The following is a 13,538-nucleotide window of genomic DNA, read 5'->3' as shown; positions in this document are numbered from 1 at the left end:
ATGAATATTCGCCCGCTGTTATTAGGGCTACCGTTGCTACTGACAGGGTGCTCGACCATATCGAATTTCTCTTGGTCCAGCTTATCGCCCTTTAACTGGTTCGGCAAAAGTGTGCAGGTAAGTGCCAAAGGGGTTGGTGGTATCAATGCGGAAACCCCGATGGTAGAAACGGCGATCGGCGAAGGGCTGCATAACAACTATCGTATGCGCAGCGGGATGGCGACCAGCAAGGGCCAGATTATTTCTTACTACCAGGCAATGCGCGACAGTGATGTGAAGCTGGTGATCTCGGGGGAACCTAAGGGTTATGTTCAGCGTGTTGAGGTGTTGGATGCTAAGGTGGCCACCGAATGGGGCAGTAATCTAGGCACGCCGTTCAGTGATTTATTCAGTAAAGCTTATGGAGCCTGCAAGTTGACGGAGGGTGATGATGCCGGGCATGTGGAATGCGTGGCTCCACAGAGCCGCCATGTTAGCTATATCTTCAACGGAAAATGGGCAGGCCCACAGGACATCATACCGCCAGACGATACGTTGCAAGGTTGGACGGTGAGTAAAATCATCTGGTATGCCAAAGCACAGTAATCTCTGTTTCGGGCATGCGTTTTGCGTTGTGCCCGGTTTTCTCTGCGACCCCTTTTACCTTTGCGTTCTTGCAAGGTCATTTTCTTCTCATACGCTATGATAATGCGCGTTTATAACAGGAAAGCCACTGCTTAACCTGTTACCCGATTAAGGTAATGAGGATAACAACATGATACAGGTTCAGAGCGGTATTCTGCTGGAACACTGCCGGTTCGGTATTTTTTTGGAAGCCATCGTACAGGGCGAATTTGCTGGGTTGCGTCAGGGGTGCAAGCAGTTTTGTGAAAAGCTTGCCGATCTACAACAGCAATTTCCAGATGCTCGCTTAGGCGCAGTGATTGCTTTTGGTGCCGACGTCTGGCATGACCTTTCCCACGGTCAAGGTGCCAAAGAATTGAAACCTTTTACGCCGCTGGGTAAAGGCCTGGCACCTGCTACCCAACGTGATGTGCTGATTCATATTCAATCACTGCGACACGACGTCAATTTCTCACTGGCGCAGGCTGCGCTGGCTGCGTTTGGCAATACCATCCGTATCGAAGAAGAGACACATGGTTTTCGCTGGGTGGAAGAACGCGATCTCAGCGGTTTTATTGATGGGACTGAAAATCCACAAGGGGAACAGCGACCGTTGGTTGCGGTGATCGGCGAAGGTGAAGAAGACGAGGGGGGGAGTTATGTACTGGTGCAGCGTTACGAGCACAATTTGCGCCAATGGCAACGTTTCACCACCGAGCAACAGGAGCAGATCATTGGCCGCACTAAACATGATAGTGAAGAACTTCCTCCTGAACAACGACCAGAGACTTCGCATGTCAGCCGTGTTGATCTGAAAGAAGAGGGTAATGGACTGAAAATTTTGCGTCAGAGTCTGCCTTACGGGAGCGTCAGCGGAAAACATGGCCTTTATTTTATTGCCTACTGCGCACGTTTGCACAACCTCGAAAAACAGTTGTTAAGCATGTTTGGTGAACTTGATGGTAAACATGATGCCATTTTGCGTTTCAGCCGTGCAGTTACCGGGAGTTACTACTTCGCCCCTTCATTGACACGTTTGCTGTCACTTTGATACCGGAGTGTGTCTTCTAAATGAGTCGCGAGGTTTAGTAGACTAAATAAACGGCGAATAATACAACCTTGCCCTTAATGGCCCTTGCCAAGGGGCTGAGAGAAGGCTTCCAACGTTTGTCATCGGGGGCTATGGCTGCCAGTTATAGGGGATAATGCCGCAACTCGGGGCCAGTGATACTGGCTCTGATGTCGCCTCCCTCCTACCTTATAGCATTTGATGCTTGAAAATCACTAAATGGTATATAAAAGCGTTACAGTTCTGCATCAAGTTATAAATACACTGGTCACTGTTAAGGCGCTAGCCTGGCTGTTTGGCTGAGTGATAATAATAAGGTGCAGAATGAAACATATCCTGGTTAGAAATCGTATTCTTAAAGGCTGGCTAGCAGCAATGTTATTAGCTAGTGGCACCGTTTCTGCAACGGAATTGCTCAATAGCTCTTATGATGTCTCCCGTGAATTATTCAGTGCGTTGAATCCTGGTTTTCAACAGCTTTGGGATCAGCAGCATCCGAATGATAAACTGACCATTAAACAATCTCACGCAGGCTCGTCTAAACAAGCTCTCGCCATCCTTCAAGGTTTGCGTGCCGATGTAGTGACCTATAACCAGGTGAGTGATGTGCAGATCCTGCACGATCGTGGTCAATTTATAGCTGCCGATTGGCAGCAACGCTTGCCAAACAATAGTTCTCCTTTCTATTCCACCATGGCGTTTCTGGTTCGCAAGGACAACCCAAAAGCTATCCATACTTGGAACGATCTGGTTCGTGACGACGTGAAGCTGGTATTTCCGAATCCCAAAACATCCGGTAATGGCCGCTATACCTATCTTGCGGCCTGGGGGGCGGCCAGCCAAGAGAATGGTAACGATGAGGCTAAAACCCGTGAGTTTATGACGCATTTTCTGAAAAACGTTGTCGTTTTCGATACCGGAGGGCGCGGTGCAACCACAACTTTTGTAGAACGTGGTCTGGGGGATGTACTGATTAGTTTTGAGTCTGAAGTGAACAATATTCGTAAGCAGTATGGTGAGGATAAATATGATGTGATCGTCCCGCCGGTCGATATTCTGGCAGAGTTCCCGGTGGCTTGGGTCGATAAAAACGTTGAGAAAAACGGCACTGAACAAGTGGCTAAAGAATACTTGAACTACCTCTATAGCCCGGCAGCGCAGCAGATAATCACTAACTTCTATTATCGGGTCAATAATCCGCAAGCGATGGCAGCGGCGAAAAGCCAGTTCCCTGACACCAAGTTGTTCCGAGTTGAAGAGCAGTTTGGTGGTTGGCCGCAGGCCATGAGTACACATTTTGCGACCGGCGGTGAGTTGGATCAACTATTAGCGGCAGGGCATAAGTAATGTTTTTATTGGCTAGCAAGCGTGTTTTGCCCGGATTTACCCTTAGTTTGGGCTGTAGCCTGCTATATACCTGCCTGATTTTATTATTACCGCTCAGTGCATTGGTGATGCAACTCGCACAAATGAATTTGGCACAATATTGGTCAGTCATATCCAATCCACAAGTGGTAGCCGCTTATCAGGTGACGCTGCTTGCAGCGGGTGTTGCTAGCATTTTTAACGCGGTATTTGGCATGCTGATGGCCTGGATACTGACTCGTTACTCGTTCCCAGGCCGTACGTTACTGGATGGTCTGATGGATCTGCCATTTGCGTTGCCTACAGCCGTGGCTGGGCTGACGTTGGCTGGGTTGTTTTCAACTACCGGTTGGTATGGTCAGTGGTTAGCCCAATTTGACATCAAGGTCTCTTTCACCTGGTTAGGCATTGCGGTGGCTATGGCGTTTACCAGTATTCCGTTCGTGGTGCGCACGGTGCAACCGGTTCTGGAAGAATTGGGGCCAGAATATGAAGAAGCTGCCGAGACACTCGGGGCAACACGTTGGCAGACTTTTCGCCGGGTGGTACTGCCGGAAGTTGCGCCGGCTCTGATTGCGGGTACGGCACTTTCGTTTACTCGCAGCTTGGGTGAGTTTGGCGCAGTGATCTTTATTGCCGGTAATATTGCTTGGAAAACAGAAGTAACCTCGTTGATGATTTTTGTTCGTTTACAGGAGTTCGACTATCCGGCAGCCAGTGCGATTGCTTCGGTGATCCTGGCGGCATCACTGTTACTGCTGTTTGTGATAAATACCTTGCAAAGCCGTTTTGGACGAAGGATTGGAGGGAACTGATGGCCGATATGACCACCTTTCACGGTGCGGAGCGTCCACGTATCAACTGGGGAAAATGGGCGCTGATTGCTATTGGTGTTCTGTTCTCATTCTTACTGTTGGTCGTGCCGATGGTAATGATTTTTATCGAAGCATTTTCCTCTGGTCTAGGGGCTGTGTGGCAGAACTTATCTAACCCGGACATGCTGCATGCTATCTGGTTGACCGTGTTGGTGGCATTGATCACCGTGCCGGTCAATCTGGTGTTTGGTACTTTGTTGGCCTGGCTAGTGACACGTTTTGATTTCCCTGGCCGTCAGTTGTTGCTGACGTTGTTCGATATGCCTTTTGCGGTTTCGCCAGTGGTCGCCGGGCTGCTTTATCTGCTGTTTTACGGCAACAATGGGCCAATTGGTGGCTGGCTTGAAACCCATAACATCCAACTCATGTTTGCCTGGCCCGGCATGGTTTTGGTAACGATGTTCGTCACTTGTCCTTTTGTAGTCCGTGAACTGGTACCACTCATGATGAGTCAAGGCAGCCAAGAAGATGAAGCCGCCGTATTATTGGGCGCATCAGGCTGGCAGATGTTTCGCCGGGTTACCTTACCCAATATTCGCTGGGCGCTTCTGTACGGTGTCGTGTTGACTAATGCTCGTGCAATTGGTGAGTTTGGTGCGGTATCGGTAGTTTCCGGCTCTATTCGCGGAGAAACCTATACCTTGCCACTGCAGGTTGAATTACTGCATCAGGATTATAATACCGCAGGGGCATTCACCGCCGCTGCATTGCTTACTCTGATGGCGATAGTGACCCTATTTCTGAAAAGTGGACTGCAATGGCGTCTAGCGCGGCAGAACGTGCGTCTTGAGCGGGAGGAAAATAATGAGCATTGAGATTAATGGTATCAACAAATTTTTCGGTCGTACCAAGGTATTGAACGATATCTCGCTCGATATTCCTTCCGGCGAAATGGTGGCGTTACTCGGGCCATCTGGTTCGGGTAAAACGACGTTGCTGCGGATTATTGCCGGACTGGAAAGCCAGAACGGGGGTAAATTAGGCTTTCACGGTACGGATGTGAGCCGTATGCATGCGCGCGATCGCCGGGTGGGCTTTGTGTTCCAACATTACGCTTTGTTCCGTCATATGACCGTATTTGACAATATTGCTTTTGGTCTAAGCGTATTGCCACGCCGCGAGCGGCCCAACGCCCCCGAAATCAAACAGAAAGTTGAACAGTTACTCGATATGGTCCAATTGGGGCATTTGGCGAATCGCTATCCTTCGCAACTTTCCGGTGGACAAAAACAGCGTGTTGCCTTGGCTCGGGCATTAGCGGTTGAACCACAAATTCTACTGTTAGATGAGCCCTTTGGAGCCTTGGATGCTCAGGTTCGCAAGGAGTTACGCCGTTGGTTGCGCCAACTGCATGAAGAGCTGAAGTTCACCAGCGTATTCGTGACTCACGATCAGGAAGAAGCCATGGAAGTGGCCGATCGTATCGTGGTGATGAGCCAGGGTAATATCGAGCAGGTTGGTTCACCTATCGAGATCATGCGCGAGCCAGCGACTCGCTTTGTTCTGGAGTTTATGGGGGAAGTGAACCGCCTAAATGGTGAAATCCGTGGTTCGCAGCTTTTTGTAGGGGCACACCAATGGCCGCTATCATTCCAGCCAATGCATCAGGGCAGCGTAGAGCTGTTTCTGCGCCCCTGGGAAATGGAGATTAGCACTGAAAGTAGCGCCCGTTGCCCATTACCGGTGCAGGTGTTGGAAGTGAGCCCACGCGGCCATTTCTGGCAGCTGACCGTACAACCTATTGGTTGGCATCAGGAACCGATCAGTGTGATCTTATCAGAGGATAACGCTGCGCCGGTTCGCGGCAGCCGTTATTACGTTGGTAGCCTCAATGCACGCCTTTACGCTGGTGAACAACGCTTACAACCTGTTGCGTTAGCCAAAAGTGCCTGATAGTTTCTAGTCTATTATTCCCATTTTAAGGCAACCTTCCTTGGGTTGCCTTTTTTACATTATGTACAGGCAATAGAACGTGACAACCTTGGAACAATGCATCGGTAATACGCCATTAGTAAAACTACAACGGATGAATGACGAACTGGACTGTGAGGTCTGGGTCAAACTGGAAGGCAATAACCCGGCGGGTTCGGTAAAAGATCGCGCTGCGTTAGCGATGATACAACAGGCAGAGTTGCGTGGCGAAATCAAGCCGGGTGATACCTTAATTGAGGCGACCAGTGGTAATACCGGCATCGCTCTTGCAATGATCTGTGCGATGAAGGGCTATACGCTTAAACTATTGATGCCGGAGAATATGAGCTCTGAACGTCAGGCCGCGATGCGTGCTTATGGTGCCGAGCTTATTTTGATCAGCCGTGAGCAGGGGATGGAGGGCGCTCGCGATCAGGCGTTGGAATTGCAACAACAGGGGAGAGGCAAGGTACTAGACCAGTTTAACAACCTGGATAACCCTTTTGCTCACTTTACCACCACTGGTCCGGAAATCTGGCAACAAACTGCCGGTCGTATTACTCATTTCGTTTCCAGCATGGGGACTACCGGCACCATTACGGGGGTGGGTGGGTACCTGAAAAGCCAAAATCCGCAAGTCAAAATCATTGGGCTACAGCCTGCTGAAGGCAGTAGTATTCCAGGGATCCGTCGTTGGTCACCGGCCTATTTGCCAGGTATTTTCCGCCCTGAACTGGTAGATCAGGTATTGGATATGTCCCAGTCGGTAGCAGAACATACCATGAGGCTATTGGCTCAGCGTGAAGGTATTTTCTGTGGCGTCAGTTCTGGTGGTGCTGTGGCTGGCGCGTTACGTGTCGCTGCGGTTAACCCAGGCAGTGTGATTGTGGCGATTATCTGCGATCGTGGCGATCGTTATTTATCTACTGGGGTATTCAACTAACGTTGTTATTTTCGACAATATGGCAGGGGGATTTGGGGCACGGGATACTGCGGTTTTGTTGGTTTCATCGTTTTTAGTCGAGTAACAAACAACGTATACCAAGTATAAAAACGGCGCATAAAGCGCCGTTTTTGATGTTCAAACCACACTTACTTCTTGATGCGGATAATCGGGGTTTCGCCAACGGTAACGCTGCCAGAGAGTTTGGTCATCTCTTTGATCTCGTCCATGTTGGAGATAACGACCGGAGTCAACGTTGACTTAGCTTTTTCTTCCAGCAACGCCAGGTTGAACTCAATAACCACATCACCTTTCTTGACGCGTTGGCCTTCTTCAGCGATACGCTTGAAGCCTTCACCTTTTAGTTCTACGGTGTCGATACCAAAATGTACAAACAGTTCAATACCACTGTCAGATTCGATAGAAAATGCGTGGTTGGTTTCGAATATTTTGCCGATAGTGCCGTCAACCGGAGCAACCATTTTGTTGCCTGAAGGTTTGATAGCAATACCATCGCCAACGATCTTCTCTGCGAATACTACGTCTGGTACATCTTCGATATTGACGATTTCGCCAGAAAGCGGAGCGACGATCTCGATACTGCCTGTGTCTTTTTTGTCATCAGAAACCAGAGACTTCAGTTTATCGAACAAACCCATGATCTTCTCCTAAGCATTTAATTGGGCGGCGTTCCAGTGTCGTGGGAGTTTAGCAGAGAGTCTTTTCTTCGATGAATTTATTTACGCAATTCATCAAATCTTCAGCCGTGGGTTGTTCCAAAGCTTGCACTGCTAACGCCTTCACATCTTCGAAGTTGGTATTACGGATAATTTTCTTGATGCGCGGGATTGAAATCGCACTCATGCTGAATTCATCCAGTCCCATGCCCAATAACAATAGTGTAGCACGTTCATCGCCAGCCAGTTCACCGCACATGCCGGTCCACTTGCCTTGCGAATGAGATGCATCAATAACCTGCTTGATCAGGCTAAGTACCGATGGGGACATTGGGTTGTAGAGATGAGAAATCAGCTCGTTACCGCGATCTACCGCCAGAGTATACTGGGTAAGATCGTTTGTCCCAATACTAAAGAAGTCGACTTCTTTCGCCAGATGGTGAGCAATCACTGCCGCAGCGGGGGTTTCCACCATTACGCCTACTTCGATCGATTCGTCAAAGGCTTTGCCTTCTTCACGCAGTTGGGCCTTCAGCGTTTCTAACTCGCCTTTCAGATCGCGCACTTCTTCAACCGAGATAATCATTGGGAACATGATGCGCAGTTTGCCAAACGCAGAGGCCCGCAGAATAGCTCGCAGCTGGGCGTGAAGGATTTCCCGACGGTCCATGGCGATACGGATTGCACGCCAGCCAAGGAATGGGTTTTCTTCTTTTGGTAGATTCATGTACGGCAGGTCTTTGTCACCGCCGATATCCATAGTTCGAACGATAACTGCCTGCGAGCCCATGGCTTCCGCAACGGCTTTATAAGCCTGAAACTGTTCGTCTTCGGTCGGTAGAGAATCTCGGTCCATGAACAGGAATTCGGTGCGATACAGGCCGACACCCTCAGCGCCATTGCGCTCTGCACCGGCTACGTCACGCACGGTACCGATGTTGGCGCACACCTCAACCTGATGTCCGTCGAGCGTGATTGCTGGTAGATCTTTCAGTTTGGCCAGTTCGTTTTTTTCGTTGACGTATTGGGTTTGAGCCGCTTTCAACCGCTCGATAACGTCAGGGGTTGGATTAACATGAATCTGGTTGTTCACAGCATCAAGGATCAGGTAATCACCATTTTTTACCTGTTTTGTTACGTCGCTGGTGCCTACGATAGCGGGGAGTTCCAGTGAACGCGCCATGATTGAGGTGTGAGACGTACGTCCACCTAAATCGGTGATGAAACCCAGCACTTTATCCAGATTCAGTTGTGCTGTTTCTGATGGGGTCAGGTCGGACGCAACCAGGATGACTTCATCTTGGATGGCGCTCAGATCGACGATCGCCATACCTAGAATGTTTTGCAACAAACGTTTACCGATGTCACGCACGTCAGCTGCACGTTCCTTCAAATATTCGTCATCCAACTCTTCTAACGCTTTAGCCTGACCTTCAATCACAGTGTAAGCTGCGCTATCGGCAGATGCCAAGTCGTCTTTTATATGGGCTATGATTTCCTGCTCAAGCTCTTCGTCTTCCAGCAACATGATGTGGCCTTCGAAGATAGCTTCTTTCTCTTCGCCAAAGGTTTCGCCCGCTTTGGTCTTGATCACTTCCAACTGTGCAGACGCCTTGGCACGACCTGCCAGAAAACGTGAAATTTCCTGCTCCACAAGGTCAGCGGAGATTTTTTTCCGGTTGATGACAATCTCGTCTTCTTTCAGTAGGAGAGCCTTACCAAAAGCGAAACCCGGTGATACTAAAATGCCTGAAATCATAACCCTACCTTACTCTTGACTGGTGTTAACTAAAAAGACGGGCCTATTATTCAAGCTCTGCCATCAGTTTTACCAAGTGCTCAACGGCTTTTTGCTCGTCTTCACCAACAGCCTCAATGGTTACTACGGTCCCTTGGGTCAGGCCCAGCGTTTGCAACTTGAACAGGCTTTTGGCGCTGGCGCTTTTGCCATTAGACGTCACAGTGATATCAGACACAAAGCCTTTGGCTTCTTTGACAAACTGAGCAGCTGGACGAGTATGCAGACCATTCGGAGCGGTGATAGTAACTTCTTGCTGGAACATTAATGTTTCCCCGACTTATTCGATTTAAGGTTATGGAGCTAAAGTTTAGCGCAAGGGCGTGATTTTAGCTTGTCCGGTTAGCGCCTGACTATGGTACAGGGGCGAGCGTTGATGCAACATAAAACGACACTTTAGGCATTTCAGATCAAAAAAAACAGGCTTCTGACGTCGTTTCAACCAGCTTCCTATTATGCCGTGTTTTTTAGCTTGGCGACAAACGAGTAAATCGATTCAGCTCAAACAATAGCAGGATGTGATTAATTTTGTGCACCGAAATAATTTTCCGCTTAAATACTAAAGCCAGCAGCTAAAATCAATCTGTAAGTAGAGTAAACTTTGATCCAGTCCACAAAAAAACACCCCGAAAGGTGCTTTTTAGCTTTTTATGCACGGTTTGCATCATTGCTGTAACTCTTGTTCCGTGAACAGATTGGCAAACAGCGCTGTGCTTAAATAGCGCTCACCTGAGGACGGCAGAATAACTACAATAGTTTTATCAGCAAAGTCCGCTTCTTCTGAAAGTCTAACGGCTGCTGCAACGGCAGCACCTGATGAAATTCCAGCCAGTATCCCTTCTTCTTCCATTAACCGGCGTGCCATGCTGATGGCCTCGTCGTTGGTGACTTGCTCAACGCGGTCAACCAGACCAAGGTCTAGGTTATCAGGAATGAAACCTGCGCCAATACCCTGTATTTTATGTGGGCCGGGTTTGATTTCAATACCCGCTAATGCTTGGCTGATGACGGGGGAATCCGTCGGTTCAACGGCGACGGTGGTAAGGTGTTTTCCTTTGGTGTTCTTGATAAAACGGCTCACGCCTGTCAGCGTACCGCCGGTACCGACACCTGCAATAAACACATCTATGTCACCATCGGTATCTGCCCAGATTTCCGGGCCAGTGGTTTTTTCATGGATTTCCGGGTTAGCTGGATTGCTGAACTGTTGCAATAGGATATAACGGTTTGGATCGGTGGCGACGATTTCTTCTGCTTTTACGATGGCACCTTTCATCCCTTTCGCACCTTCCGTCAGGATCAGATTAGCGCCCAGTGCCTTGAGCAGTTTACGTCGTTCGATACTCATGGTTTCAGGCATGGTCAAGGTCAACTTATAGCCACGAGCTGCGGCAACAAAGGCCAAGGCAATACCGGTGTTGCCACTCGTTGGTTCCACCAACTCTTTACCTGCGCTAAGAATGCCACGTTTTTCGGCATCCCAGATCATACTAGCACCGATACGGCACTTTACGCTGAAGCTCGGGTTACGAGATTCAACCTTGGCGAGAATGCGCCCGTTGCCGATACTGTTCAGACGAACCAGCGGCGTATGGCCGATTGTTAATGAGTTGTCTTCATATATCTTGCTCATAACCCGTCCTTTAACTCTATGAAAATGTAGAGAACATCGAAAGCATACGCGAACCGGTTCTGCAGGGAAGTAAGGAATTAGTATATCTATATGTTATTAGGAAATAAGTAGATTGAAGATGAGCTTGGTTGTTTTATAGTCAAATTAAATTGACTATGGCGATCCCGAATTCCTTCTGCAAAACAGTATAAACAACAACTTGGGGTACAGGGTTGACATTGTGAACATGGACAACACGGGTAAAGCGGAGCGTACACGCAGTTCGTGAGGATGACTTATTACGTTTGCTTTTCGGGATCGCCCGTGCTGGTACTTAAAGCTGAAAGCCTTGTCTGAGACATTTCAGCCCAGTTTTTGCCACATATAAAGTAACTTGACCTAAGACGTACATAGCTATGGGTGATTATAACTGTATCCACAAGCCTGTGCTGGCAAATACCTTTGACCCAAGAAATCATTAGGTGAGGAGGTCGACAATAACTACTCCATAAACAATTAGTTATTGTCGAAATATTATCACTTTTGTGCAACTCGGTGTATTTAGAGTATCAAGCACCGTATGGGTAATGAATTCAATTAATGGGGTACAAATTGCAAACGGTAACGATCTACCCACATTGCTGTTGCACCACAAACAGCGACGGGCAGGATCACCAGATTAACGATGGGGATCATGGTGAACAGGCTGATAAGAGCACCAAACTGAAGGTTGGGGCCTTTGTGTTCACTTAAAGCACGGCGCATATCGGCGAAGGCGACTTTGTGGTTGTCAAACGGATAATCGCAGTACTGAATAGCTAGCATCCACGCGCTGAACAAGAACCACAAGACCGGTGCCAGCGTTTGTCCGATTCCCGGTATAAAATAAAGCAACAATAGTACCAGTGCGCGTGGTAGGTAGTACATCAGCTTTCGCCACTCGCGTGACATGATACGGGGAAGGTCTTTGATAATGCCTGCAATGCCAGTGTCCGGTAGCGCTTTACCGGTCAGACTGCCTTCAAGCTTCTCGGCTAGCAGCCCACAAAATGGCGCGGCGATCAGATTCGTGATGGTGCTAAATAGATAACTGAACACCAACAGCACAGAGATGACTGCTAATGGCCAGAGTAAATAGCTCAACCACTGTAGCCAGTCTGGTACATGGCTCATTATGCGTGGGATCCAATCGCCCAGTTGATTGAACAGCCACCAGAAGGCAGAGCCCATCAGCAGCACGTTTACTAATAGCGGCAAAATGACGTAGCGTCTGATCCCCGGGCGCGAAATCAGTCGCCAGCCTTCGGCAAAATAATGAATGCCGTTAGCGGGTTTTGAAGGAGGCTGCATATAGGACATATCTTAAGGTTATCTCATTGTCTGAACAGGCTTCACCATCATATAGGTATCACTAACCACTGGCTAGGGTGTCATTGGCTGAAAAAACAGCAAAAAAATGCACTGTAATCATCTTTATTGGTATAAAGTTCAGTGCGGACTTGCACTTGTGCGTTCTGGCAAATAGAGTTACAGAGTGAATGTTTGCCGCGGTGGCAATGTATCGGAACAACAGAGATAGCAATGATGCAAGATTTGCGTCTGATATTAATCGTTGTTGGCGCGATCGCCATAATAGCGTTGTTATTGCATGGCCTTTGGACCAGCCGTAAAGAACGCTCTTCGCTCTTTCGCGATCGCCCAGCCAAACGCTCGAAAATAGACAGTGAAACAACTTCACTTAATGATTCTGCTGAAGGCGTGGGAGAAGTGCGTGTTCGTGCCATTCGTCCCCTAGATGAACCGTCATTAGGTAATTTTGAAACTTCACGCGAAGAGCCTGCTTTGGCGTGCGAAGTTCAGCCAACGCTCCTCTCGCAGCGTCAGGATTACGATGACATCCTGCTTGAGGATTATGAGCAGGATGTAAATGACGATGAGCCGCAACAATCAGATTTGCGTCGTAAACCGCAGACTGAAAAAGTTGTGCCGTTTCAGGCTGATGAGCATAAGCCAGTGGTGCAGTCGTCAGAGCATTTGCATCAGCCTGAGTCTGCGGTAGCTGTTCGGCCTGTACACGAAACTCAGGTAGACAGTGAACCGGTGAAAACGAATGAAACCGTGTTGGTGTTGCATGTTGCTGCGCATCATGGCTGTGTAATCGGTGGTGAGGTGTTGTTACAGAGCGTCCTGCATGCGGGCTTTCAGTTTGGTGAAATGAGTATTTTCCACCGTCATATTAGCCCAGCAGGCAGTGGCCCTGTGTTGTTTAGCCTTGCCAACATGGTCAAGCCGGGTTCGTTTGATCCCGAAACAATGTCTGATTTTTCAACACCGGGGGTATCAATGTTTATGATGGTGCCGTCTTATGGCGATGCCAATCAAAACTTCAAGTTGATGCTTCAGTCTGCTCAACGTATTGCTGATGATGTCGGGGGTGTGGTACTTGACGACGAGCGTCGCATGATGACGCCGCAGAAGCTGGAAGCCTACAAATCACGTATCCGCGAAGTGTTGGAAAAGAAGGCTTGACCCATCATCTGCTCGATGGATTCCAAGAGGGGTCTTTAGGTCTTACTCAATTCTATTGGCTGATGAGGGAGATAGTCATCAGCCTCTTATATCCTGCTAATTTGAAGGGTTTAGGTATCTAAAAAGTTGGAGTGTGTCACACTCCTCAAATCCGCC

General features: G+C 48.6%; 13 protein-coding genes. 8 read left to right on the top strand and 5 right to left on the bottom strand.

What is annotated here, in order from left to right:
- From OK023_RS10800 to cysM, 7 genes are all read left to right on the top strand, one after another.
- Complete coding sequence (locus OK023_RS10800; protein WP_317692731.1) at positions 1–585, top strand: RpoE-regulated lipoprotein; 585 nt, start codon at positions 1–3, stop codon at positions 583–585.
- 169 nt (positions 586–754) lie between these two features.
- Positions 755–1,654 (top strand): Dyp-type peroxidase, encoded by a 900-nt coding sequence (locus OK023_RS10795; RefSeq protein ID WP_317692730.1) that lies wholly within the window; start codon positions 755–757, stop codon positions 1,652–1,654.
- 342 nt (positions 1,655–1,996) lie between these two features.
- Positions 1,997–3,019, top strand: coding sequence for a sulfate ABC transporter substrate-binding protein (locus OK023_RS10790; protein ID WP_317692729.1), 1,023 nt, complete (start codon positions 1,997–1,999; stop codon positions 3,017–3,019).
- On the top strand, positions 3,019–3,852 hold the full coding sequence (gene cysT / locus OK023_RS10785) for a sulfate/thiosulfate ABC transporter permease CysT (RefSeq protein ID WP_317692728.1): 834 nt from the start codon (positions 3,019–3,021) through the stop codon (positions 3,850–3,852). The genes OK023_RS10790 and cysT overlap by 1 nt, the downstream gene beginning before the upstream one ends.
- The gene (gene cysW, locus OK023_RS10780; RefSeq protein WP_317692727.1) at positions 3,852–4,727 is read left to right on the top strand and encodes a sulfate/thiosulfate ABC transporter permease CysW; all 876 of its coding nucleotides are present in this window, start codon (positions 3,852–3,854) and stop codon (positions 4,725–4,727) included. The genes cysT and cysW overlap by 1 nt, the downstream gene beginning before the upstream one ends.
- A complete protein-coding gene (cysA, locus tag OK023_RS10775) occupies positions 4,717–5,805 on the top strand; it encodes a sulfate/thiosulfate ABC transporter ATP-binding protein CysA (RefSeq protein WP_317692726.1) in 1,089 nt (362 codons plus the stop codon). Before cysW ends, cysA begins: the two co-directional genes overlap by 11 nt.
- A 79-nt stretch (positions 5,806–5,884) precedes the next feature.
- Positions 5,885–6,766 carry a cysteine synthase CysM gene (gene cysM, locus OK023_RS10770; RefSeq protein WP_317692725.1) on the top strand — a complete coding sequence of 294 codons (882 nt, stop codon included), beginning with the start codon at positions 5,885–5,887 and terminating at the stop codon, positions 6,764–6,766.
- A 149-nt stretch (positions 6,767–6,915) separates the two neighbouring features.
- Here the strand turns inward: cysM and crr are convergent, their stop codons facing one another.
- The 5 genes from crr to cysZ all read right to left on the bottom strand — a co-directional run bounded on the left by crr (position 6,916) and on the right by cysZ (position 12,212).
- Positions 6,916–7,425, bottom strand: a complete 510-nt coding sequence (gene crr, locus OK023_RS10765) for a PTS glucose transporter subunit IIA (RefSeq protein WP_317692724.1) — start codon at positions 7,423–7,425, stop codon at positions 6,916–6,918.
- Between the two features lie 49 nt (positions 7,426–7,474).
- Positions 7,475–9,202, bottom strand: coding sequence for a phosphoenolpyruvate-protein phosphotransferase PtsI (gene ptsI / locus OK023_RS10760; RefSeq protein WP_317692723.1), 1,728 nt, complete (start codon positions 9,200–9,202; stop codon positions 7,475–7,477).
- 46 nt (positions 9,203–9,248) lie between these two features.
- Positions 9,249–9,506, bottom strand: coding sequence for a phosphocarrier protein Hpr (ptsH, locus tag OK023_RS10755; RefSeq protein ID WP_024912576.1), 258 nt, complete (start codon positions 9,504–9,506; stop codon positions 9,249–9,251).
- Between the two features lie 399 nt (positions 9,507–9,905).
- Complete coding sequence (cysK, locus tag OK023_RS10750; RefSeq protein WP_317692722.1) at positions 9,906–10,874, bottom strand: cysteine synthase A; 969 nt, start codon at positions 10,872–10,874, stop codon at positions 9,906–9,908.
- A 576-nt stretch (positions 10,875–11,450) separates the two neighbouring features.
- On the bottom strand, positions 11,451–12,212 hold the full coding sequence (cysZ, locus tag OK023_RS10745; protein WP_317692721.1) for a sulfate transporter CysZ: 762 nt from the start codon (positions 12,210–12,212) through the stop codon (positions 11,451–11,453).
- Between the two features lie 222 nt (positions 12,213–12,434).
- Between cysZ and zipA the strand changes: the two genes are divergently transcribed.
- Positions 12,435–13,382 (top strand): cell division protein ZipA, encoded by a 948-nt coding sequence (zipA, locus tag OK023_RS10740; RefSeq protein ID WP_317692720.1) that lies wholly within the window; start codon positions 12,435–12,437, stop codon positions 13,380–13,382.
- Positions 13,383–13,538: the final 156 nt, after the last annotated feature.

Source organism: Serratia sp. UGAL515B_01, from assembly GCF_033095805.1.
GTDB lineage: Bacteria > Pseudomonadota > Gammaproteobacteria > Enterobacterales > Enterobacteriaceae > Chania.
This window is presented reverse-complemented; position numbering and strand designations above follow the sequence as displayed.

What these genes read in the sequence shown, in the direction of transcription:
- cysW (WP_317692727.1), top strand. Translation starts at nt 3,852, where the DNA reads ATGGCCGATATGACCACCTTTCACGGTGCGGAGCGTCCACGTATCAAC.
- cysZ (WP_317692721.1), bottom strand. Translation starts at nt 12,212, where the DNA reads ATGTCCTATATGCAGCCTCCTTCAAAACCCGCTAACGGCATTCATTAT.
- ptsI (WP_317692723.1), bottom strand. Translation starts at nt 9,202, where the DNA reads ATGATTTCAGGCATTTTAGTATCACCGGGTTTCGCTTTTGGTAAGGCT.
- ptsH (WP_024912576.1), bottom strand. Translation starts at nt 9,506, where the DNA reads ATGTTCCAGCAAGAAGTTACTATCACCGCTCCGAATGGTCTGCATACT.
- cysA (WP_317692726.1), top strand. Translation starts at nt 4,717, where the DNA reads ATGAGCATTGAGATTAATGGTATCAACAAATTTTTCGGTCGTACCAAG.
- OK023_RS10800 (WP_317692731.1), top strand. Translation starts at nt 1, where the DNA reads ATGAATATTCGCCCGCTGTTATTAGGGCTACCGTTGCTACTGACAGGG.
- crr (WP_317692724.1), bottom strand. Translation starts at nt 7,425, where the DNA reads ATGGGTTTGTTCGATAAACTGAAGTCTCTGGTTTCTGATGACAAAAAA.
- cysT (WP_317692728.1), top strand. Translation starts at nt 3,019, where the DNA reads ATGTTTTTATTGGCTAGCAAGCGTGTTTTGCCCGGATTTACCCTTAGT.
- OK023_RS10790 (WP_317692729.1), top strand. Translation starts at nt 1,997, where the DNA reads ATGAAACATATCCTGGTTAGAAATCGTATTCTTAAAGGCTGGCTAGCA.
- OK023_RS10795 (WP_317692730.1), top strand. Translation starts at nt 755, where the DNA reads ATGATACAGGTTCAGAGCGGTATTCTGCTGGAACACTGCCGGTTCGGT.
- zipA (WP_317692720.1), top strand. Translation starts at nt 12,435, where the DNA reads ATGATGCAAGATTTGCGTCTGATATTAATCGTTGTTGGCGCGATCGCC.
- cysK (WP_317692722.1), bottom strand. Translation starts at nt 10,874, where the DNA reads ATGAGCAAGATATATGAAGACAACTCATTAACAATCGGCCATACGCCG.